Origin of the sequence: Cryobacterium lyxosi (assembly GCF_004403345.1) — a bacterium.
Taxonomy (GTDB): domain Bacteria; phylum Actinomycetota; class Actinomycetes; order Actinomycetales; family Microbacteriaceae; genus Cryobacterium; species Cryobacterium lyxosi.
Genome location: NZ_SOGT01000004.1, coordinates 118084 through 139993 on the forward strand (window position 1 = coordinate 118084; position 21910 = coordinate 139993).

At 64.5% G+C, this 21910-nt stretch carries 17 protein-coding genes; 6 read left to right on the forward strand and 11 right to left on the reverse strand.

Annotated features, from left to right (window positions below):
• Positions 1-168 precede the first annotated feature (168 nt).
• On the forward strand, positions 169-1122 hold the full coding sequence (locus tag E3T27_RS03560; protein ID WP_104196683.1) for a ferritin-like domain-containing protein: 954 nt from the start codon (positions 169-171) through the stop codon (positions 1120-1122).
• Positions 1123-1506: 384 nt separating this feature from the next.
• Here E3T27_RS03560 and E3T27_RS03565 read toward each other — a convergent pair whose 3' ends face one another.
• Positions 1507-3162, reverse strand: coding sequence for a molybdopterin-dependent oxidoreductase (locus tag E3T27_RS03565; protein WP_134571611.1), 1656 nt, complete (start codon positions 3160-3162; stop codon positions 1507-1509).
• A gap of 346 nt (positions 3163-3508) precedes the next feature.
• On the opposite strand from E3T27_RS03565, the gene E3T27_RS03570 reads away from it, so the two are divergent.
• Complete coding sequence (locus E3T27_RS03570) at positions 3509-6007, forward strand: DEAD/DEAH box helicase (protein ID WP_134571612.1); 2499 nt, start codon at positions 3509-3511, stop codon at positions 6005-6007.
• Positions 6008-6034: 27 nt separating this feature from the next.
• On the opposite strand, the gene E3T27_RS03575 is transcribed toward E3T27_RS03570, so the two are convergent.
• The 10 genes from E3T27_RS03575 to E3T27_RS03620 form a co-directional block, all read right to left on the reverse strand.
• The gene (locus tag E3T27_RS03575) at positions 6035-6931 is read right to left on the reverse strand and encodes a sulfurtransferase (RefSeq protein WP_134571613.1); all 897 of its coding nucleotides are present in this window, start codon (positions 6929-6931) and stop codon (positions 6035-6037) included.
• Between the two features lie 93 nt (positions 6932-7024).
• Positions 7025-7423, reverse strand: coding sequence for a LysM peptidoglycan-binding domain-containing protein (locus E3T27_RS03580; protein ID WP_134571614.1), 399 nt, complete (start codon positions 7421-7423; stop codon positions 7025-7027).
• A 213-nt stretch (positions 7424-7636) separates the two neighbouring features.
• Complete coding sequence (locus E3T27_RS03585; RefSeq protein WP_104196752.1) at positions 7637-9022, reverse strand: L-serine ammonia-lyase; 1386 nt, start codon at positions 9020-9022, stop codon at positions 7637-7639.
• 142 nt (positions 9023-9164) lie between these two features.
• Positions 9165-9746, reverse strand: coding sequence for a WxL domain-containing protein (locus tag E3T27_RS03590; RefSeq protein ID WP_134571615.1), 582 nt, complete (start codon positions 9744-9746; stop codon positions 9165-9167).
• A gap of 248 nt (positions 9747-9994) precedes the next feature.
• Positions 9995-10423, reverse strand: coding sequence for a hypothetical protein (locus E3T27_RS03595; RefSeq protein WP_134571616.1), 429 nt, complete (start codon positions 10421-10423; stop codon positions 9995-9997).
• Positions 10420-12495, reverse strand: a complete 2076-nt coding sequence (locus E3T27_RS03600; RefSeq protein ID WP_134571617.1) for an ice-binding family protein — start codon at positions 12493-12495, stop codon at positions 10420-10422. The genes E3T27_RS03595 and E3T27_RS03600 overlap by 4 nt, the downstream gene beginning before the upstream one ends.
• On the reverse strand, positions 12492-13637 hold the full coding sequence (locus E3T27_RS03605) for a WxL protein peptidoglycan domain-containing protein (RefSeq protein ID WP_134571618.1): 1146 nt from the start codon (positions 13635-13637) through the stop codon (positions 12492-12494). The genes E3T27_RS03600 and E3T27_RS03605 overlap by 4 nt, the downstream gene beginning before the upstream one ends.
• A gap of 126 nt (positions 13638-13763) precedes the next feature.
• The gene (locus tag E3T27_RS03610; RefSeq protein ID WP_134571619.1) at positions 13764-14369 is read right to left on the reverse strand and encodes a hypothetical protein; all 606 of its coding nucleotides are present in this window, start codon (positions 14367-14369) and stop codon (positions 13764-13766) included.
• Positions 14370-14553: 184 nt separating this feature from the next.
• Positions 14554-15654, reverse strand: coding sequence for a fatty acid desaturase family protein (locus tag E3T27_RS03615; RefSeq protein ID WP_134571620.1), 1101 nt, complete (start codon positions 15652-15654; stop codon positions 14554-14556).
• A gap of 172 nt (positions 15655-15826) precedes the next feature.
• Positions 15827-17446 (reverse strand): dolichyl-phosphate-mannose--protein mannosyltransferase, encoded by a 1620-nt coding sequence (locus E3T27_RS03620; RefSeq protein WP_241992100.1) that lies wholly within the window; start codon positions 17444-17446, stop codon positions 15827-15829.
• Between E3T27_RS03620 and rsmI the strand changes: the two genes are divergently transcribed.
• The 4 genes from rsmI to rsmA are packed head-to-tail and all read left to right on the forward strand — an operon-like array spanning position 17445 to position 21788.
• Complete coding sequence (gene rsmI, locus E3T27_RS03625) at positions 17445-18308, forward strand: 16S rRNA (cytidine(1402)-2'-O)-methyltransferase (protein WP_134571622.1); 864 nt, start codon at positions 17445-17447, stop codon at positions 18306-18308. The genes E3T27_RS03620 and rsmI overlap by 2 nt on opposite strands.
• Before the next feature lie 60 nt (positions 18309-18368).
• Complete coding sequence (gene metG, locus E3T27_RS03630) at positions 18369-19940, forward strand: methionine--tRNA ligase (protein ID WP_134571623.1); 1572 nt, start codon at positions 18369-18371, stop codon at positions 19938-19940.
• Positions 19933-20916, forward strand: coding sequence for a TatD family hydrolase (locus E3T27_RS03635; protein ID WP_104196694.1), 984 nt, complete (start codon positions 19933-19935; stop codon positions 20914-20916). The genes metG and E3T27_RS03635 overlap by 8 nt, the downstream gene beginning before the upstream one ends.
• Positions 20913-21788, forward strand: coding sequence for a 16S rRNA (adenine(1518)-N(6)/adenine(1519)-N(6))-dimethyltransferase RsmA (rsmA, locus tag E3T27_RS03640; protein ID WP_134549047.1), 876 nt, complete (start codon positions 20913-20915; stop codon positions 21786-21788). The genes E3T27_RS03635 and rsmA overlap by 4 nt, the downstream gene beginning before the upstream one ends.
• Positions 21789-21910: the final 122 nt, after the last annotated feature.

The following is a 21910-nucleotide window of genomic DNA, read 5'->3' on the forward strand; positions in this document are numbered from 1 at the left end:
TGGCGCGCCTGAAAAGCTCCGAAAACTGCACATGCACAAAAGTGCAAATGATTCTTATCGTTTGCTTACGACTTTTGTCCACCCTTACATGGAAGTGATTTGCGAGGGTACGTTACCGGTGTTACTGAGGCACACCCGGAACGTTCACTTACCGTCAGGAGAACTGGAATGTTTGATCAGGGGTTTATCACTAATGCCATCAATCGCAGCGCGGAGAATTCGTCGGATCGCCGAAACTTTCTGCGAGCGGCGGGTGTGGCCGGCTTCGGTGTAGGAGCAGCGGTGCTCGCTACCGGCAGCCCGGCACTGGCTGCCGAATCCACCGGCCCGGCAGAGGCGCCGAGCGATGCGGCCATTTTGAATTTCGCCCTCAACCTCGAATACCTCGAGGCCGAGTTCTACCTGCGGGCAACAACCGGCCAAGGGCTGCCCGACAGCATGACGACGGGAACCGGAACGCGCGGCGGTGTGACCGGCGGTCGTATGGTGCACTTCAAGACCGCAATCATCAAGAAGTACGCCGATGAAATCGCCGCCGACGAGAAGGCCCACGTGGCCTTCCTACGGTCCGCCCTGGGCAGCGCAAAGGTGTCTCGCCCCAAGATCAACCTCGACGCGAGCTTCACGGCTGCTGCCCAGGCGGCCGGTCTGGTCAAGCCCGGTCAGAAGTTCGACGTGTACGCCAATGAAGCGAACTTTCTCTTCGGGGCGTTCATTTTCGAGGATGTCGGAGTCACCGCGTACAAGGGCGCCGCGCCGCTGATCACAAACAAGACATTCCTCGAAGCGGCCGCCGGGCTGCTCGCGGTCGAGGCCTATCACGCCGGCGTCATCCGCAGCACGCTGTACGCACTCGGTATCGCGCTTCCCTCGGTGTACACGACCGCGCAGAAGATCTCCGATCTGCGCGATGCCGTCGACGGCCCGACCGACCTTGACCAGGGTATTGGTAACGCGTCGAAGGCCAACCTGGTACCGACCGACGCCAACGGCCTGGTCTACAGCCGCAGCGCAGCGCAGGTGCTCAACATCACGTACCTCAATGCGGCGCCCGTGAAGTCGGGCGGGTTCTTCCCGGCCGGTGTGAACGGTGTCATCAACACCAGCGGGGCCAACGGCTAAGGAACACCGATCCCTGGCGCGGGAGTATCGTCGCTGACCGAGAGGTACGACTCTCGCTCAGTGGCGGTACTCCCGCACACGTCTGACGGGGAGGTTCTGGACACGCCCGAACCTCCCCGCCGAGGCGTAACCCCCGGTATCGCGTCCTGCCTCGCTCTCGGTGCGACAGCATGGCACCATCTGCTTTCGGCGGCATCGGCGGGGATACGAAAGCGGCCAGCATCCGCTCACCGGTGTTCTCCCGCCGCGATCATCACTGGGTCGGCGACGGGGCATATGTTCCAGCCCGCGCCGAGCAGGTCACGCCGAGCAGGTCACGCCGAGCAGGTCACGCCCAGCAGGTCACGCCGAGCAGCCCGCGCCGAGCAGGTCACGCCGAGCAGATCAGGCCGAGACGGATACCGAGATTTCGTGCAGTCCGGTGGCGCCGTCCGGCGCGACGTCGGCGGTGGCCGACGTCTGCACGAGGCCCGCTGCATCCGTTGCCCGCACCCTGATGGTGTGGTCGCCGGCGACCGCGCGGTCCCAGGTGTAGGCCCATTGACGCCAGGTATCGACCGAGATCGCGTCGGCGAGGGCGGCGGCCTGCCAGGGCCCGTCGTCGATCTGCACGGCGACAGCGCTGATCCCCACCTGCTGCGACCAGGCCACACCGGCAACGACGATCGACCCGGCGGATACCGAGGTGCCCTGGCGGGGCACGTCGATGCGGGAGGAGAGCTTGACCGGTCCTTCTGCTGACCAACCGCGCGGGGTCCAGTAGCCCTGCTCCTGGTCGAACCGGGTGAGTTTGAGTTCGACCACCCATTTCGTCGCCGAGACATAGCCGTACAAGCCGGGCACGACCATGCGCACCGGATACCCATGTTCGAGGGGGAGCGGTTCGCCGTTCATGCCGACGGCGAGAATGGCGTTGCGGCCGTCGGTAAGCGCCTCGATCGGGGTGCCGGCGGTGAAGCCATCCTGGCTGGTCGAGAGCACCATATCGGCACGCTCCGTGGGCTTGGCCCGCGCCAGCAGCGCGCGAATGGGGTAGCCGAGCCAGGTCGCGTTGCCGATCAGGTCGCCGCCGACGTAGTTCGACACGCAGGCCAAGGTGGTCGTGCTCTCTTCCAGCGGCAGGGCGAGCAGCTCGGCGAAATCGATCTCGACCTCGTTCTCGACCATGCCGGTGACCTTCAGCCGCCAGGTGGTCGGGTCGATGCGCGGCACGCTCAAGGCGGTGTCGATGCGGTAGAAGTCGGCGTTCGGGGTGATCAGTGGGGTGATCCCTGCCACGTCGAGACTTGCCCCGGCCGGAATCGCGGCGGCGCGAACGGATGGCGTGGGCAGCGGGAATAGCGCGCGCGCAGCATCCGCTGCCCGGGTGGCTGCGGCACTGAACTGTGCGCCGGCCAGAGCCAGCAGGCCGATGCCCGCGGTGATTGCGGTGTAGACAAGGAAGCGGCGACGGTCTGGACCGCTGCCGTCGAGGCGTGCCGGCGCCTGTTCCGGCACCTGTGCCGGCGCCTGTTCCGGCACCCGTGCCGGCGCCGATGCCGTGGCGGCGTGCCCGGTGCGGTGATCGACGGGCAGCCGGGTCGTGAGAAAGGTCAGGGCGATGGCCGAGACACCCATAGCCACGACGGCTGGGACCGCGTCGAGGGTCGAGGCGCTCGAACGGGAGAGCGCCGCGAACAGGGCGATCGCGCCGATGAGCACCACCAGCAGGCGGCCGAATGGCGGGCGCCGACTCTCGAGAATGCCGGCCAGGGCGGCGACCAGGAGAAGCACGAGCACGATGGTCACGATCAGCACGATCTTGTCGGCCGTGCCGAACAAGCCGATGACGAGGTCCTTGACGCCGGCTGGAACGATGTCGATGACGAGGACACCGACCGTCAGCACCGGGCTGGCGCCGGGGGCGATCCAGGCCGCGGTCAATTCGGCCACGCCGAGACCGGCGAGGGCGGCGGCCAGACCGGCGGCCGCCGGGCGCCAGAATGCCTGAGCACGGTGTAGCGGAGCAACCGCAGTGGTGTCCGGAGTGACATAAACCATGTGACCAGCCTAGAACCGGCGACTGTGATTGCCACCCGGCCAGGGGCCTCGGCGGGTTTCGTCAGACATCCGCAATATTCTTGCGGTTCGGCTGGGTGGCCAATTCGACAAATTGCACCGGCCATCCAAATGGGCACCAGACTGGCCATCAACTGCGCATAACTCCTGCAATTTGGGGGCGAGGCTCCGGACCTGCCCGACTTTTCGCGCCGGGTGTTCAGGCGGCTCGCGAATTGCAGGAGTTATGCGCGATGGCCGAGCCGGCGTGCGGCGAACTGTGACAGTGGACAGACGAGAAGGGGCAGAGTCGAAGACACGGTGCGAAGTAGTGCAGTCTTGAGGGACTATGTCTCTGCTTGCGCGCCTCGAAAACGAAACCGACCCCGACGTTCTCTTCGAGGTGTTTGAAACCTGGGCGACCGAACAGGGCCTCACCCTGTACCCGGCGCAGGAGGAAGCGGTCATCGAGATCGTCTCGGGGGCCAACCTCATCCTGAGCACACCGACGGGAACCGGCAAATCGCTCGTGGCCGTCGGAGCTCATTTCGCGGCACTCTCCGCCGGTAAACGCAGCTTCTACACCGCGCCGATCAAGGCCCTCGTGAGTGAGAAGTTCTTCTCACTGGTCGAAACTTTCGGGGCTGAGAACGTCGGCATGATGACCGGGGACTCGAGCGTCAACGCCGACGCCCCAATCATCTGCTGCACCGCCGAGATTCTCGCCAATCTCGCGCTGAGGAACGGCGAAGACACCGAGGTCGACCTCGTCGTTATGGATGAATTCCATTTCTACGGGGACCCGGAGCGCGGCTGGGCTTGGCAGGTTCCCCTGCTGCTGTTGCCACGGGTACAGTTCATCCTCATGTCGGCCACACTCGGCGACGTGAAATTCATCAGCGATGACCTGACCCGGCGAACCGGGCGGCCCACCGCGGTCGTCACCGGGGTGGAGCGCCCGGTTCCGCTCAGCTATTACTACGAGCAGACCCCGGTGCACGAAACGGTTGAAGAGCTGCTGCACACCGACAAAGCGCCGGTCTACATCGTGCACTTCTCTCAGGCGGCTGCACTGGAACGTGCTCAAGCTCTCGCGAGCGCAAAGGTGGCCTCCCGGGAGCAGCGTGACGTCATTGCCGAGCTGATCGGCGAGTTTCGGTTCACCACCAGTTTCGGCAAGACCCTGTCCCGGCTGATCCGCATGGGAATCGGTGTGCACCATGCCGGCATGCTGCCGAAATACCGCCGCCTGGTGGAGCAGCTCGCGCAGCGCGGCTACCTGCGGGTGATCTGCGGCACAGACACCCTCGGTGTCGGCATCAATGTGCCCATTCGCACCGTGCTGTTCACCGCCCTCACCAAATATGATGGTGTGAAAATGCGCCAGGTGAACGTGCGCGAGTTTCACCAGATCGCGGGCCGGGCTGGGCGGGCCGGCTATGACACCGCAGGAACGGTGGTCATTCAGGCGCCCGAGCACGAGAGTGACAATCTCAAGGCCATCGAGAAAGCCGGCGATGACCCGAAGAAGAAGCGCAAAATCGTGCGCAAGAAGGCGCCGGACGGTTTTGTGTCCTGGGGCGAACCGAGCTTCCGCCGGCTGGTCGACGCTGAACCCGAAACCCTCTCGTCGAGCATGCAGATGACCGCCGCGATGCTCATCAATGTGATCGGCCGCGGCGGCGATGCCTTCGCCCATGTGCATTCCCTCGTCTTTGACAACCACGAGCCCTGGAAGCGTCAACTGGTTTTGGCCCGGCGCGCCCTGGGTATCTACAAGACCCTGCGCGAAGCCGGAATCGTGGAGCAGGGCGCGAGCGGCAGCATCCGTTTGACCGTCGACCTGCAGGCGAACTTTGCGCTCAACCAGCCGCTGTCGCCGTTTGCGCTGGCCGCGTTCGAACTGCTCGACCCAGAAGCGCCCACCTACTCGCTCGACATGATTTCGATTCTGGAGTCAACCCTCGACGACCCGCGGCCGGTGCTCATGGGGCAGCAATTCGCCGCCCGCGGCGAGGCCGTGAACGCGATGAAGCGTGAGGGCATCGAATACGACGAGCGGATGGCGCTGCTCGAGGAGATCACGCACCCCAAGCCGCTCGAAGAATTGCTGAATTACACCTTCGACACCTATAAGGCTTCCCAGCCGTGGATCGCCGACTTTGAACTCAAGCCCAAGTCCGTCGTGCGCGATATGTATGAGAGGGCCATGTCATTTGGCGAGTTCATCGCGTTCTACAAGCTCGCCCGCAGCGAGGGCGTCGTGTTGCGCTACCTGTCGGACGCGTATCGGGCCGCCCGGCAGACCATTCCCGACGAGGCAAAGAACGAAGACCTGCTCGACCTGATCGAATGGCTCGGTGAGCTCGTTCGTCAGGTGGACTCGAGCCTGCTCGACGAGTGGGAAGAACTGCTGCACCCCGATCTTGCTGCGCACGAGGCAGAAGCGCACACGATTCTGCCTCCGCCGCCGCGTCGACTCACCACCAACGTGCGAGCTTTTCGTATCCTGGTGCGCAACGAACTGTTCCGCCGGGTGCAGCTCGCCGCCTTGGAACACTACGACGAGCTCGGCGAGCTCGACCGGGAGCACGGCTACTCGGATGATGTCTGGGCTGAAGCGATGGATGGCTACTTCGCGGAGCATGACGAGATACTCACCGGCGGTAACGCCCGCAGTTCTGACCTGCTCATCATCGAGGAGGGGGCCGAGGAATGGACCGTGCGCCAGATCATCGACGACCCGGCCGGTGACCATGACTGGGGGATCAGCGCGCGCGTGAACCTCGCCGACTCCGATGAACTCGGCGCGGCTGTCGTGCGCGTGACCGGTGTCAACCGGTTGTAGCGCTTACCGCCCCCAGAGATCGCGGCGCTACACGCCGGGCGCGCGGAGCGGAGCGGATGCATCTGCGGCCCACTCATTGAGGGAACCGTCGTAGATGGAGACGTGCTCGTTGCCGGCACGGATGAGAGCGAGGGCGCTCGCGGCTGCGGCGATTCCGCCACCGCAGTAAGTCACCAGGTGGCCCGACGCCGCAGATGCCGACGCCGCCACGGATGGGGCGACCGCTGCCTGGAGCTGGTCGCCGCGCAGGAACGTATTCGTGGCGGGGTCGACGAGCCTGCCGGCCGGTAGGTTGACGCTGCCGGGTATGTGTCCGACACGCGGGCGTGACCCGGCCGTGCCGGCGAATTCCGCCGGCGGAACGGCGCAGACCAGGGCGGCATCCGCTTTGCCGGCGACGATCGACTCGACGAAGCTCTTGTCGACCCACAGCTCGGGACGCGGGGTGGCCGTGAAGCCGCTGACGACCCGTGGTCGCGTTCCGCCGGTGGCGAACGGGCGGGTCTCGGCGTGCCACTTGGTGAGACCGCCGTCGAGCACGGCGACATCGTCGTAGCCGAAGGCGCGAAACAGCCACCAGATGCGGGCAGCCCACTGTCCCACCACGGCATCGTAAACGACGACGGTCGTGGTGTTGTCGATTCCGACGGATGCCGCGGCCGCCTCAAACAGAGCGGCGCTCGGCCGGGAGAAATCGAATTCGCCCGCTGGGTCCGAGAAGACATCGAACAGGTCAGCGAACACCGCTCCGGGAATGTGCCCCTTGGTGAGGTAGTCGTCACGCCCGCTGAGGTAGCGCGGCCCGGAATCTGAAGGTGCGAGCGCGAGCACGGTGGCGTCGAGAATGACGAGGTGGTCAGAACCGAGATGATCGGCCAGCCATTGCGTGGAGACGACGGGCGACGAGGAAACGGGAGAATTCATGACACAAGGCTAGCGCCGGCCGCCGACACGGGGCAGAACCGGTGCCCGGGCGAGTCATCCGGCGACATCCGGCGTCATCGGGCGACATAACGACTACCGGGTGGTGGTCCAGTCCAGGTTGATGATCTGCTTGATATAGATGTTCTCGCCGAGCCCGGGAACAGAGGGGTTCATGGTGAGCATAAGTTGAACCGGAACGTTGAATCGTTGGGCGATGTCGAAGAACGCGTCGCCCTCGACGACCGTATAGGTGAGCAGGGCCCCCGCGCCGTCAGCGGTCGTTGTGCCGCGGGCACCCGGTGTGCTGCCCTGGTCGGCGGCGGGTCCCTGCGGCAGGGGCACGGGCTCCGCGTTGGGAACGAGGTCGGGAACCGTTGGGTTGGGAATAAGTGCCGGCTCTTCGGTGGGAACCGGCGTTGGTGTCGGCGTGGGGCTTGGGGTGGGGCTTGGGGTGGGCTTGGGGGGCACGGTCGGGATGATCGTCACAGTCACGGCCGGAGCAGGTTCACCGGCACAGCCAGCCACCGCCACGAGTAGGACAGCGGTAACGATGATGCCCCACGGGCGACGTACGAGTGAGCTGCGAATGGTTCAACCCTGCTTTCTAAGACACGCTGTGACCGCGTCTATGCGCGCACTCAGTCAGCTTAGGCTGAACGCGTGGTGGCTCGACCGAGTCGGTTACCCCCGTTCGGGGTGTTGCGCTCAACATTCGATGACGTTGACCGCGAGCCCGCCCTCGCTGGTTTCCTTATACTTCGTCATCATGTCGAGTCCGGTCTGCCGCATTGTCTCGATTACGGTGTCGAGTGAAACCAGGTGTGTTCCGTCGCCGTGCAGCGCCAGCCGTGCCGCCGACACCGCCGTCGACGAGGCGATCGCGTTGCGCTCGATGCAGGGAACCTGCACGAGCCCGCCGACCGGGTCGCAGGTGAGCCCGAGGTGATGTTCCATGGCGATCTCTGCCGCATTCTCGACCTGACGCGGCGTTCCGCCGAGCACGGCGCAGAGTGCGCCAGAAGCCATTGCGCACGCGGCTCCGACCTCAGCCTGGCAACCGCCCTCCGCCCCTGAGATCGAGGCGTTGGCCTTCACCAGGGAGCCGATGGCGACGGCTGTGAGCAGGTACTGACGAATACCGGCAGCATCCGCCCCCGGAACGAAACGCAGGTAGTAATGGCCGACGGCGGGAATGATGCCGGCCGCCCCGTTCGTCGGCGCGGTGACGACTCTCCCGCCTGCCGCGTTCTCCTCATTGACGGCGAGCGCGAAGGCGTGCAGCCATTCTGTTGACGTGTCATGGTCGCACAGGGCCAACCCGTCATATTCTTCCAAGCGGATACGTACCGCGGATGCCCGGCGTTTGACGTTGAGGCCGCCCGGCAGCACGCCGGTGGTGCTGAGTCCGGCCTCCACGCAGGTGTGCATGGCCTTCCAGATGGCGTCGAGTCCCTCGTCGAGCACTGCGGCGCCGTGAATCGCTTCCTCGTTACAGCGGGCGACCTCGCAGATCGACAAGTTATGGGCTTCGCACAGGGCGAGCAGCTGTGCGCTGGAATCGTAGGGGAGCGGCTGGGTGACGCGGGTCTGGGCGCTCGAGCGTTCGGTGCCCCGGCGGATGAACCCGCCACCGATCGAATAGAAGGTTTCCTCGAGGAGAGGAAGGGAATCTGCCCTGCTGTCGGTCGCATAGGCGGACAGCGTGAGCGCGTTCGGGTGCCCAGGTAGGCGTGTGCGAGGCTCAAAGTGCACGTCGTCGGAATGGATAGGAATGCTGCGCCCACCGAGCAGGGTCAGGTTGGCACCGTCTTGGATACCAGACCAGGCGGCGCGCACCTGATTGGGGTCGCAGGTTTCCGGGCGCAGGCCGGTCAATCCGGCGAGCACGGCATCGGGCGTACCGTGGCCGAGACCGGTTGACCCCAGAGACCCAAACAGTGAGCAGCGGATGCGCCCCACCGCATTGAGGCGCCCGGTCGCCACGAGGTCTTCGGCGAATAGGCGCGCAGCACGCATCGGGCCCACCGTGTGGGAACTGGAAGGGCCGATTCCAATGGAAAACAGGTCCAGGGCTGAGACGTACGCTGTCACGGTCTTCATCGTACGGTACCCGGACGTGGTGGGCAGGGAACGAGACCGGGATTCACCACGGCGCTCAACCCCAAACGCCCCGCATCATAAAGTGCGAGGCGCTACCCGAGAGGTCCAGCCGGGGACCCGGCGAGAACGGTCGCTAGGCGATGGTGAACGTGATGGTCGACACGTAGGGGTTGACGGCGGTGACGCCGACCGCGCCCGAGAAGTTGGAGCGGAAGGTGTTGGCCGGGACGCTCAGGTCGAAGGTCGGGGCAAGGGTGAAGGTGCCCTTGCCGAGGGTCGTGGTGTAGACCAGAGACTGGGCGACATTGCTGATGGTGACGGCCCCGACTGTCGGCGCCGCGTCGGAACCGGTGCCGGCGGTGATGGTGCCCGGCGTGATGACAAGGTTGGAGGCCGGCAGGGTGCGGGCGGTCGTGTCGACGGTACCTGCTGCGCTGACGAAGTCGGTAGCGCTGGCCGACAAAGACCAGGCGCTGTTCGTGCCGCGAGCGTTGGTGATGGTCCACAGGGGCGCGGTTCCGGTGGATGCCTGCGCGTTGACTCCGTCGAGAACGACAGCGCTCATCGCGTCGGGCGCGGTCGGGTCGGCGGTAAGGCTGCCGCCGCTGATGGTCGCGTTTACGGTGTCAGTGTCGGCCTGGGCCGGGGAGAGAGCCACACCGAACAGGATGCCGGTGGCGACGATGATTCCGGCGGTCTTGGTGAGAGTGCGCATGGTGTGTCCTCTGGGTTGCTACTGGTGGCGCGAGCACGCCAAATAGCGTGTCCACGAAAGTGTGGGAGAAACGGATATCGCAGGCGGTGAACCGAACTCGTTATCCGTTGTAAACGAGTTCCGGTGGCGATGAATCAATCCTCACACGGGGGCCGCGCAAATTGGTGGTTCGTCGCGCAGGGTTGAATCAGCGTTAGCTCAAGGTTGGCGCAATGCCCAGGATGGGGCTTAGCACAGGCCGCGAGGCGCTACGAAATGGTGAAAGTGAGAACCGTCACGTAGGGGTTCATTGGAGAGTTTTCGATGGCGCCCGAGTAGTTCGACCGGTACGCGTTGGAGGGAATAATCAGGCTGTACGTCGGCGTCAGCAGGTAGGTACCCCGGTGTGGGCCGGTTGTAGCAACCAGGGTCTGCGGGCTGGTCGACAGCGCAAGCGTCGGTGCCGTGATATCGGTCGCGGCATCGGTATTGGGGCCGGTACTGATGGTGCCAGGGGCTATGCTCAGGTTGTTCACGGGAAGGACTCGGTCTTGGGTTTCGACCGTGCCGGCGGCGCTGGTCGGCGTGGTGGCGCTCACCGAGAGGGTCCACGCAGCTCCGGTGCCGCGCGCATCGATGATGGTCCACAGGCTCGAGACACCCGTGGCGAGCTGCGGTTGGGTGCCGAGAAGGGTCACCGCTGAAAGCGTCGCGCCCGCGGTGGTCGCGGTGAGGTCACCGACGGTTGGGTGCCGAGAAGGGTCACCGCTGAAAGCGTCGCGCCCGCGGTGGTCGCGGTGAGGTCACCGACGGTTGGGGCGGGACTGGTGAAACTCGCCGTGCCCACGCTGACGGCGCCGTTGGCGGTTAGCGCGCGTCCGAGGTAGCTGACGCCGGGTCCGATCGAGATCGCCGCCATGCCGATGATCGTTCCGGTAAACGCGGATGCCGCCCCCAGCGACACAGCCCCGGCCACCTGCCAATAGACCCGCGACGCTTGTGCCCCGTTGGTCAGTACGACGCTGCTGCCGGCACCCGTGTTGAAGGCGGCATTCACTTGGATGATGAAGATGGCATTCGGGTTGCCCTGTCCATCGAGGGTGAGCGTGGTACTGATGGCGAGGGCGGCAGCAGCCTTATAGACCCCGGAGGTGAGTGTGCGGCCAGCCAGATCGCCGATAATGGTGCCGCTCGCTGGCCTCGCCGCGGCATCCTTGTACGCTGCAGCGAGGTCGACCTGTGCAGCGGCCGCGGCAGCATCGCCGCCGTGGATGGTGCCGGTGACTACGTCGGGCGGAAACCCGGTGACCGACGTTCCCGGGCTTACGCCGATGTCCCCCTCGAACGACGAGTCTCCGGTGTTGGCGACCGAGGTGGTCGCGAGGATCGCGTAGGTGCTAGCGCGTCCGAGATCGACCTCCGGATCCGTCGTGAATGTGTTGCTGCCAAGCGTGACGGACCCGTTGCGGGTGAGGGCTCGGCCGGTAAAACTCGAATTGGTGCCCACGTTGATGGCGTCCTGGCCGAGAATAATGCCGGAGATCGACGACGATGAACCGATCTGCACCACGCCATCGACCTGCCAGAACACCCGGGACGGCTGCGCGCCATTGATCAGGCGTACGCTGCTACCAGCGCTCGTGGTGAGGGTGCTGTCGAGCTGGAAGATGAAGACGGCGTTCGGGTTGCCCTGCCCGTTCAGGGTCACCGACGAGCTGAGAGTCAGAGCGCCAGGTGCGGCGTAGACGCCGGCTTTGTAGGTTTGACCACCCAGATTGCCGCTCAGCGCGGTGGTGGGCTGGCGGGCGCTGGCCTCGTCGATGGCGGACTGCAGATCGAGCTGGGCTTGGGCGCTCTCGGCCGTTCCTCGTTGAGTGCTACCGGTGACCAGGCCGGGCGGGAAGCCGGTCACGCCCGTGCCCGGGCTCACTCCGAGGTTACCGCTGAGGGTCGTTCCTCCGGAATTCAGAACGGATATCCCGGCCAGTACCGAATAACTGCCGGCAGTGCGCAGGTTGAGCGGTGGTTCGGTCATGAAGATGTTTCTGGCCATCGTGATGGCACCGCTTGTGGTCAATGCTCGGCCGATGAAGGTCGTGCCAGCCCCGATGGATATAGCGCCGAATCCGAGTACGTTTCCGCTGAACGAGGAGGCCGTGCCGAGTGTTACCGCGCCGACAACCTGCCAAAACACGTTCGAAGCCTGGGCGCCGTTGGCGAGCACGATGCTGCTGGCCGCCGCAGTGTCGAACGCCGCGTCGATTTGAAAGATGAACACTGCGGTGGGGTCATTCTGGGCGTCGAGGGTGAGGGTAGTACTCACGGTGAGGGCGGCGTTGGATTTATAGACGCCAGCGGTGAGAGTGCGGCCGGCGAGATCTCCGGAGAGGGTGCCGGTTGGCCCGCGGCCCGCAGCATCAGAGTAGGCCTGGGCGAGGTCGACCTGGGCTGCCATCGCGTGGCCGTCGCCCGCGTGGATGTTGCCGGCTAAGATTCCGGGCGGAAACCCGGTGATCGCTGTACCAGGGCTGGTTCCGGCATTGCCGCTCAGTGCGGTGTTGCCGGTGCTCGCAATGGCGTCGGTGGCGAGCACGGAGTAGCTGCCGGCCGTTTTGAGGTCAACCGATGCTGTGGTGGCCTGCGCCGGAGGCTGTGACTCGAGCAAGCCGGAGAGCAGCAGCAGAATCGTGAGCGCTGGGAGGGCGATGAGGTGTGTTCGGCGACCTCCGGCGCGTAGTGAGCGTCGACGGAGTGAAGGGGCGGCGGTCATCGCCGTGGTCGACGCAGGGGTGCGTCGGTGTCTGAATCTGCGGGATCGGCAGCGTTTTTCCCTGCGTGGTCTCCCAGGTCGTTCGAAGCGGCGGGCACGGCCCTTGCAACCTGGGCGAGCGCGCGACGCGCGCGTCCTACGAACAGGGTCACGCGCCAGACGGCGAACGCGATCGCCAGCACGAGCAGCAGAATGATGCCGATGATCCACCACGGCACGTAGTTGAAGGAGGCGCTGATCTGCTGGGTACCGGCGTCGGAAACCAGCTGGGCGTCGGCACTGCCGAGTTGGATGAACGCAGCCTGGGGCAGCGTCGCCTCGAGGTTGAGGGTGGAACCGGGGAGGATGCTCTCTGGCGCCCCGAATTGCAGCTCGGTCGTGGCGCCGATCACGCTGTTCAGGCTCAGTCCGGCGGTGGGATAAAGGATGGTGTTGCCGGTGTTCTGGATGGGGAGGGTGAACGTTACCGCGTCGCCGGAGCGCTCCCAGCTCAGGGCGCCGTGGTTGAGCTGGGTCGTCGCGGTACCGGCCACGGTGAGGTAAATCCGCACGCCTTGACGCTGGATCACATCCAGTCGCAGTGCCGCATCGCCGTCGGACGTAGTCGTATCACCCTGGATGGGCGGGCTCTGGATGATGATCCCGCCGGCATAGTCACCGGGCGTGGCGGTCAGGGGAACGCTTAGCCGAAACGGCACGGTGAGGTCGGAGTCCGCCGGGATGGTAATCGAATCGGCACCGAGGGTGACCCAACTGCCCACCGCCGTCTGCGCGTCGGCCTGCGCGGCAAGGGCGAAGGCGCCTTGCTCAGTGCTCTGCCCGTCGACCGCGTAGTTCAGAAGCGTGACTGGGGCATCCGTGTGGTTGCTGACGATCGCGTTGGCCTCGATTGCGGCACCGGGTGCGAGATTGATGTGAAAGAAGTCTGATTCTAGTTCTGGGCGGATGCCGAGGGTTCCGTCGTCGATAGCGACCGCCGGCGCAGCAACGACGAGGGTTGTCAGAACCGGGGCCAGCACTGCGACGGTCACGAGGAGCGCGAGGCGGAGCAGCAGCCGGGTGCGCGCCGGCCACAGGTTCGACGAAGATGCGGCCGGAGCGGCGTTCGTTGGGCGACGTTCTGTGGTGGAGCGGGGTGGCATGGGGTGGACCTTTTTTGGTTTCGGGCTTGACCCCTGAAAGAGGTGATACCGCCATCCTCACACGGGGACTGGCGCTAGTGGCGAGCGAGTGAGTCAGTATTGCCTCAAGATTGGCGCAGGACCGCGTCAGGCGATCGTGAAGGTCAGAATCGAGACGAAGGGATTCACCACGGATCCGTCGATCACGCCCGAAAAATTCGATCGGTAAGCGTTGGGCGGAACGCTCAGGCTGAACTCGGGCGTCAGGGTAAACGTGCCTTTGCCGAGGGTGCTGGTCCAGACCAGGGCCTGCGGCCGGCCGGAGACAGCGACGGGCTCGGTCGTGGGAGCAGCATCGGCACCCTCACTGGAGAGGGCGGTGACGATTCCGGGCGTGATGGTCAGGTTCTCCACGGCAACGGTGCGCTCGATGGTGTCGAGCGTGCCCGGCGCGCTCGTGAAGTCAGTGGCACTCACCGACAGGCTCCACGCTGCGCTGGAGCCGCGACCGTTCGTGATGGTCCATTGGGCGGGGCTGCCGACCGAGGTGTGGCCCGAGCGCCCATCCAGAACGACGGGGGTCATCTGGGATGGTGCAGAGACGACGGCCGAGAGTGCTCCGCCGAGAATCGCCGAGCTGATCGTGTCGGAGGAGGTGTCGGCGCTCGCTGATGGCGAGAGAACGACAACCAGCCCGACGGCCAGAACGATACCCGTCAATCCGATCAGACCAAGCTCGGTGCGACCTGCCACAAAAATCCCCTTAGAGATGCCGACGGTTTCGGCACTGACTGACACCTATCGGTACCGACGACCCGAGTCGCAGGACCTTCATAGTAACAACTTCACCCCGGCATGGATACCAATACCCGAATACCCACAAAATAAAAAAGGCCGCCTCTCCGAAGAGAGACGGCCCGACGATGATTGCGGCGGCCTAGTGCGTGCGGAAGCGCTGAACGATCGGGCAATCGAACGGGTCTCGAGCGGCGAGACCGACCCTGTTGAGGTAGGCGATGACGATGCCGTAGCTCTCGAAGACGCCTGTCTCGGTGTATTTCACGTCGTGGGAGAGACAGTACTCCTTGGCGATCTCCTGGGCCTTACGCAGGTGGGGACGGGCCATGTTCGGAAACAGGTGGTGCTCGATCTGGTAATTGAGACCGCCCATGTAGTGGTCGATGAAGGTGCCTCCGCGAATGTTACGGCTGGTCAGCACCTGGCGGCGCAGAAAGTCGACCTTGCTTTCGGCCGGTAGCTGCGGCATGCCCTTGTGGTTCGGAGCGAAAGACGCCCCCATGTAGACGCCGAATACCGCCATCTGCACCCCGACGAAGGCGAACGCCATGCCGAGCGGTAGGAAGTAGAAGATGACGGCGAAGTAGGCGATGATGCGCGTCACGAGCATCGTGATCTCAACCCAGCGCTCGCTGACCTTGTTCTTGCCGAAGACGGTCTTGAAGCCCTGGACGTGCAGGTTGATGCCTTCGAACATCAACAGCGGGAAGAAGAAGTAGCCCTGCTTGCGAGTGATGATGGCGCCGAGCCGGCTGACTTTCTTGGCGTCTTCTTCACGGAAGACGATGAAGTCTGGTTCGATGTCGGGGTCTTTGCCAATGACGTTCGGCTGGGCGTGGTGACGGCTGTGCTTGGTCATCCACCAGGCGTAGCTGATGCCGACGAAGAGGTTGGCGAGAACCCGGCCTGCTCGGTCGTTGGCTTTGCCGGAGGTGAACACTGCGCGGTGTGAGGCTTCGTGGGCGAGAAAGGCAAACTGGGTGAAGATGAGGCCCAGCGCGGCGGCGATTATCAACTGGTACCAGGTGTCTCCCAGCAACACGAATCCGACGGCAGCGCCGAGGGTGGCGGCCACGAGAATAGAGAAAACCAGCCAGTAGAAACCGGTGCGGCGGCCGAGAAGGCCGAGATTGCGCACGGTGTGCAGGAGCGCTGAATACTCTGTGGTGGGGTTTTTCGTGTCTCCACCCGGCCGGGTCCTGATGATGCGGACCGAGGGTGCGGCTAGTGCTTCCGACATGAGGCCTTCCTGAGCTTAGAATTCTCAGCGTTCGGGACTTCTCAGCCGGGAAGTGAGCAATTACTCGTGGAGCAGATAGCGGCCAGTCTACGGTCGCGAACTCCCCGTTCGCTCACAATTCACACGTTTTTCTCAGTCATTATATGCCAAAAATGGAATGTATCTGACCGATCTATCGCCAACCTGGTATCCAAATGTGGAGTTGCCAAAACGCGAAGGAAGTCTGCATTCCGGTCCAAACCGGGAAGAAAAATGCCGTAACCAGCAGCGCAACGCCCAGCCCCACGGCCACCGCGGTGACGGCGCCCGCCTGCGGTTGGGGGTCATATTCCGGCACCTGCGTATGTGCTGAATGCCTGCGTCGTAGCCGCGCCTGGTCGGGAATTCGCTTGAGGAGCAGCCCGATGACGAAGGTGAGGCCAAGCAGCAGGTATGGCTCGAAGGCGATCGTGTAGAACTGGAAGACAGTGCGGTTCAAATACATCAGCCACGGCAGATAACCGGCGATCATGCCCATCAGGATGAAGCCGACCCGCCACTCGCGATACCGGGCGAGTCGGTAAACGAGGTAGAACACGGCCGCCGTGGCGGCCCACCAGATCAGCGGGTTGCCGACGGAGGTGATGGCCTCAGAGCAGGTCTGAAACTGACAGCCGAATTCTCCCGAGTCCACGCCTCGGTAATACATGCTGGTGGGCCGAATCATGAACAGCCAGGTGAGTGGGTTCGCCTGATACGGATGCGGTGTGGCCAGCCCCACGTGATAGGTGTAGGCAGCGGCCTGGTAGTGCCAGAAGCTTTGGAGCGTGTGCGGCACCCACGCCAGTGGTCCGGTCCAGGCGGCGCCCACCCCGTCAGCCCAATCGCGGTAGTAACCACCCCGGGTGACAAACCAGCCGGTCCAGGAGATTAAGAACGTGGCGCCGGCGATGGGAACGAGAGTCAGAAACGTGGCGGGGGCCTGTTTGAGGATGGCAGCACTGAGCCAGAATGAGACGCCGTTGCGACGCCGGGCCAGGGCGTCGACGACGACGAGATAGATGCCGAACGCGGCGAGAAAATACAGGCCTGACCACTTCACCGAACTGGTCAGTCCAAAAGCGAGGCCGGCAGAGAGCAACCACGGCCGCCACCACAGTGCGGGACCCCAGCCGGGGTTGTTTCGACCCGCGAGCCGGGTCGCGAGACGCGTCGCGTGCCACTCTCGGTCCATCAACACGGCGCCGAAACCGAGCAGGGCGAAGAACATCACGAAATTATCGAGTAACGCCACGCGGCTCATGACGATGGCATGCCCGTCGATGGCGAGTAGAAAACCGGCGACCAATGCGAGTAATCGCGACTGGAACAGTTTCTGCGCCACGAGCATGATGAGCACAACCGCGAGTACCCCAACCACGACCGTCGCCAGTCGCCAGCCCCAGGGATTGCCCGGGCCGAGCAGATTCATGCCGAGCGCGATCAGCCACTTGCCGAGCGGCGGATGCACTACGAAAGAGGGATCCGACGTGTAGATGTCAATCTGCCCGGCTTCAAACAGCGGGTTGGCGTCAATCGGCCACGTCGATTCGTAGCCGTTGTTGAACAGGCTCCAGGCGTCCTTCACATAGAAGGTTTCGTCGAACACGAGCGCGTGTGGCAGGCCGAGGTTCCACAAACGCAACGCAGCGGCCAGCAGTACTACGGCGAGGTGGCTGCCCCAGTGAACCCATCGACTAGTAGCGAGCACGTCACCATCGTACAGAGGGAGCGAAGAACGAATGTTCGGCTGGTGCTGCGAGAATTGCAGCATGATCATCCTTGCTGCCACCCCGATCGGAAACCTCGGTGACGCTTCCCGGCGCCTCATCGAGACCCTGAGTACGATCACCATCGTGGCGGCCGAGGACACTCGCGTCACCGTTCACCTGCTCAAGGCCCTCGGAATCGAAAATCGGCCAAGACTCATTGCCTTGCACGACCACAACGAACGCGGCAAGGCAGCCGAACTCGTCGAACTGGCCCGCGATGTCGACATTCTGGTGCTCAGCGACGCCGGCATGCCCACCGTTTCTGACCCGGGTTTTCACTTAGTGGATGCCGCGGCCGCGGCTGGCGTGCAGGTCACGGCCCTGCCGGGACCCTCGGCTGTACTGACCGCCCTTGCCGTCTCGGGGCTTCCGACGGACCGGTTCACCTTCGAGGGGTTTCTGCCGCGCAAGCACGGCGAGCGGGTCAAACTGCTGCGCGAGCTCGCTGCTGAACGTCGCACCATGGTGTTCTTTGAATCGCCCAACCGGCTCGCCGACTCACTGACCGATCTGGCCGCAACGCTCGGCGCTGACCGCCGAGTCGTGGTGTGCCGGGAATTGACCAAGTTCTTCGAAGAGGTCAAACGGGGCTCGGCGAGCGAACTGGCCGAGTGGGCGGCTGCGGGGGTGCGCGGCGAAATCTGTATCGTCGTTGCGGGCGCCGAAGTGCGGGTTTTGGACCTAGCCATGGGGGTAGCGGAGGTGCTGCAGCTGGTGGCCGGCGGCATCCGTTTGAAAGACGCTGCGGCTGACGTGTCGGCCGCCAGCGGGCTCGGCAAGCGTGAACTCTACGAGCACGCCCTGCAGGCCAGGACGGGCGCGCCGCTGCCGAAACCCGACCGTTCGGCCTTTCCGCTCGGCTGATCCGACACCCCCGGGCGTAACCGGGCCAGACCATAAGCGCTCGCCGCATAAGATGAACGCATGTCCGCAGGTTCTTTCTACATCACCACGCCCATTTTCTACGTGAATGATGTGCCGCACATCGGGCACGCCTACACGGAGGTTGCGGCCGACGTTCTCGCGCGCTGGCACCGGCAGTCGGGTGATGACGCCTGGCTGCTCACCGGCACCGACGAACACGGCCAGAAGATTCTGCGCACGGCGATCGCCAACGGCGTCACGCCCAAGGAATGGGCCGACCGTTTGGTTGAAACCGCCTGGAAGCCGCTGCTGGAGACCGTCAATATCAACAACGACGACTTCATCCGCACGACTGACGAACGCCACGAGGTGAACGCGCAGAAGTTTCTCCAGCACCTGCACGATGAGGGTCACATCTACACCGGCGAGTATGAGGGGTACTACTGCGTCGGTTGCGAAGAGTACAAGCAGGCCACCGACCTCGTCGACGGCACCGGTGAGTACGTCGGCCAGCCGGTCTGCGCGATCCACTCGAAGCCGGTCGAGCTGCTGCACGAGAAGAACTACTTCTTCAAGATGAGCGCCTTCGCTGACCGGTTGCTTGCTTTGTACGAAGAGAACCCCAATTTCGTGCAGCCGGAGGCGGCGCGAAATGAGGTCATGTCCTTCGTCAAGCGCGGCCTTTCCGACCTGTCGATCTCCCGCTCGAGCTTTGACTGGGGCATCAAGGTGCCCTGGGACCAATCACACGTCGTCTACGTCTGGTTCGACGCTCTGCTGAACTACATCACCGCGGCCGGTTACGGTCAAAACGATGAGGAGTTCGCGCGCCGCTGGCCAGCCACGCACATCGTCGGCAAGGACATTCTGCGCTTTCATGCCGTCATCTGGCCGGCCATGCTCATGGCCGCCGGCATCGAGGTGCCCAAGCAGGTCTTCGGCCACGGCTGGCTACTGGTCGGCGGCGAAAAGATGAGCAAGTCCAAGCTCACCGGAATCGCCCCGAGCCAAATCACCGACACGTTCGGCTCCGACGCCTTTCGTTATTACTTCATGCGCGCCATCAGCTTCGGCCAGGACGGCTCGTTCAGCTGGGAAGACCTCTCGGCCCGGTACCAGTCCGAGCTCGCCAACGGCTTCGGTAACCTCGCCTCCCGCGTGATCGCCATGGTGGTGCGCTACTGCGACGGCATCGTGCCCGTCGGCGGCGAGCTTTTGGCCGCCGACCTCGCGATCGCGGCCACCGAAAAGCGGGTGACGGATGCCGCTGGTGCCTTCATCGAGACCCTCGCCATCCACGACGCCCTGGCCAGCGTGTGGGAACTCGTCGATGAGCTCAACGGCTACATCACCCTGCAGGAGCCGTGGGCGCTCGCCAAGAGCTCCGAAACGCGAGCCCGACTGGAAACAGTGCTGCACACCGCCGTACGCGGCCTCGGTACCCTCACCGTGCTGCTCTCGCCAGTCATTCCCATCGCCACCGCCAAACTGTGGACCGCTCTCGGCGGCGACGGCGCCCTCGCAGACCAGCGCGTCGATCGGGCCTGGGAGTGGGCAGGCGGCACTGTGGTGAGCCCGCTCGAACCACTGTTCCCGCGCATTGAATCGATCGTGGAGCCAACCGATGGCTAACGACTCGCTGGTCGGGCTCGACGGAGGCGTCGACGGCTACGGCAGCGCTATTCGTCGCCGCGAGAACACCGCGGGCCGCGACCTGAGCTACCCGCCGCTGCCGGAGCCGCTCACGATACCCGTCTACGACAACCACACCCATCTCGAGATCGCCGACGGCGAGTATCCGCTCAGCTACCGGGAACAACTCGACCGGGCCTCGAGCGTTGGCGTTCGCGGTGTCATCCAGGTCGGCGGCGACGTCGAAACCTCACGCTGGTCGGCCGCCGCTGCACTGAACGAACCGCGCATGCTCGCCGCCGTCGCGATCCACCCCAACGAGGCGCCTGCTCTTGAAGAAGCCGGCGCCCTCGACGACGCCATCGCCGCGATCGACGAACTCGCCGGACAGCCGCGCGTGGTCGCCGTCGGCGAGACCGGGCTCGACTTCTTTCGGACTCCCGAAGCGGGTCGCGCCGCCCAGTTTCGCTCCTTTGAGGCGCATATTCGCATCGCCAAGAAGAACAACCTCGCGCTGCAGATTCACGACCGCGATGCCCACGAGGCTGTGATCGAAACGCTGCTGCGGGTCGGCGCTCCCGAACGAACCGTCTTTCACTGCTTCTCTGGCGACGCCGACATGGCCCGAATCTGTGCCGCGCGAGGCTGGTACATGTCCTTTGCCGGTAATGTCACGTTCAAAAACGCCGACAACTTGCGAGCCGCCCTGTCCGCCGCCCCGCGCAACCTGCTGCTGGTCGAAACGGATGCCCCGTTCCTCACCCCGCTGCCCTACCGCGGCCGCCCCAATGCGCCGTACCTGCTGCCCAACACGCTGCGCGGCATGGCCGCTCACCTTGAAACGGATGTCTCCCTGCTCTCCGCTCAAATCACCGCCAACACGGAGCTGGTCTACGGTCGCTGGGATGCGGAGCCGGTCACCGCGGCCCACGATGTTCCGCGCCCAGACCAGGCCCCCCCTGGACGTCTCGCATGACCGACGGAACCGCTGAGGAGGCGAAACCCGTCAAGACCCTTCTCGGACCCGCCGAGATTCGCGACCTCGCCGAGATGCTCGGCGTCAATCCGACCAAGAAGCTCGGCCAGAACTTCGTCATCGACGGCAATACTGTGCGGCGCATCGTGAAGGTCGCCGCCGTCGCACCCGGTGACACCGTCGTCGAGGTCGGCCCCGGCCTCGGCTCGCTCACGCTCGGCATGCTCGAGATCGGTGCGAGCGTCGTCGCCGTCGAAATCGACGACCGCCTGGCCGAGCAGTTGCCACTGACCGTCGAACTCATGCAGCCGGACGCCCAGCTCACCGTCATTCGCGCCGACGCCCTAAAGATCACCGAGCTGCCCGGCGACCCCACCCGGCTCGTCGCCAACCTGCCCTATAACGTCTCGGTACCGGTGCTGCTCTACCTGCTCGAACACTTCTCGTCGATCCGAGCCGGTGTCGTCATGGTGCAGGCCGAGGTCGGCGAACGTCTCGCCGCCCCGCCCGGCAACAAGATCTATGGAAGCCCGAGCGTCAAAGCCGCCTGGTACGGCGATTTCCGCACCGCCGGCAAGGTGAGCCGTCAGGTATTCTGGCCGGTTCCGAACGTTGATTCGATCCTGATCGCCTTCGAACGCCGCGCGGCACCGCTGGAATCCGAAGAACTGCGCCTCAAGACCTTCGCGCTCGTCGACGCGGCTTTTCAGCAGCGACGCAAGATGCTGCGGCAATCCCTGTCGGTCGTTCTCGGGGACTCGGCGGCGGCGGCCGCCGTGATGAGCGCGGCGGGTATCGACCCGACGACGCGGGGAGAGCAGCTCACCGTTCATGACTTTCTCGCTATCGCCCGGGTCTGGCCCGAGAACTAGAAGACAGTTCTATCTTCGGCTGCCGTATTTTCTGCGGGAAAGTCGCGCGGCGAACATCCGTTTCACTGGCGCGTCAGCGTCTGGCCTGGCCGCCGACATAGCGCGGGCTCAGGCGGCAGCAC

What these genes read in the sequence shown, in the direction of transcription:
- E3T27_RS03560 (WP_104196683.1), top strand. Translation starts at nt 169, where the DNA reads ATGTTTGATCAGGGGTTTATCACTAATGCCATCAATCGCAGCGCGGAG.
- E3T27_RS03565 (WP_134571611.1), bottom strand. Translation starts at nt 3,162, where the DNA reads ATGGTTTATGTCACTCCGGACACCACTGCGGTTGCTCCGCTACACCGT.
- E3T27_RS03570 (WP_134571612.1), top strand. Translation starts at nt 3,509, where the DNA reads ATGTCTCTGCTTGCGCGCCTCGAAAACGAAACCGACCCCGACGTTCTC.
- E3T27_RS03575 (WP_134571613.1), bottom strand. Translation starts at nt 6,931, where the DNA reads ATGAATTCTCCCGTTTCCTCGTCGCCCGTCGTCTCCACGCAATGGCTG.
- E3T27_RS03590 (WP_134571615.1), bottom strand. Translation starts at nt 9,746, where the DNA reads ATGCGCACTCTCACCAAGACCGCCGGAATCATCGTCGCCACCGGCATC.
- E3T27_RS03600 (WP_134571617.1), bottom strand. Translation starts at nt 12,495, where the DNA reads ATGACCGCCGCCCCTTCACTCCGTCGACGCTCACTACGCGCCGGAGGT.
- E3T27_RS03605 (WP_134571618.1), bottom strand. Translation starts at nt 13,637, where the DNA reads ATGCCACCCCGCTCCACCACAGAACGTCGCCCAACGAACGCCGCTCCG.
- E3T27_RS03615 (WP_134571620.1), bottom strand. Translation starts at nt 15,654, where the DNA reads ATGTCGGAAGCACTAGCCGCACCCTCGGTCCGCATCATCAGGACCCGG.
- rsmI (WP_134571622.1), top strand. Translation starts at nt 17,445, where the DNA reads ATGATCATCCTTGCTGCCACCCCGATCGGAAACCTCGGTGACGCTTCC.
- E3T27_RS03620 (WP_241992100.1), bottom strand. Translation starts at nt 17,446, where the DNA reads ATGCTGCAATTCTCGCAGCACCAGCCGAACATTCGTTCTTCGCTCCCT.
- metG (WP_134571623.1), top strand. Translation starts at nt 18,369, where the DNA reads ATGTCCGCAGGTTCTTTCTACATCACCACGCCCATTTTCTACGTGAAT.
- E3T27_RS03635 (WP_104196694.1), top strand. Translation starts at nt 19,933, where the DNA reads ATGGCTAACGACTCGCTGGTCGGGCTCGACGGAGGCGTCGACGGCTAC.
- rsmA (WP_134549047.1), top strand. Translation starts at nt 20,913, where the DNA reads ATGACCGACGGAACCGCTGAGGAGGCGAAACCCGTCAAGACCCTTCTC.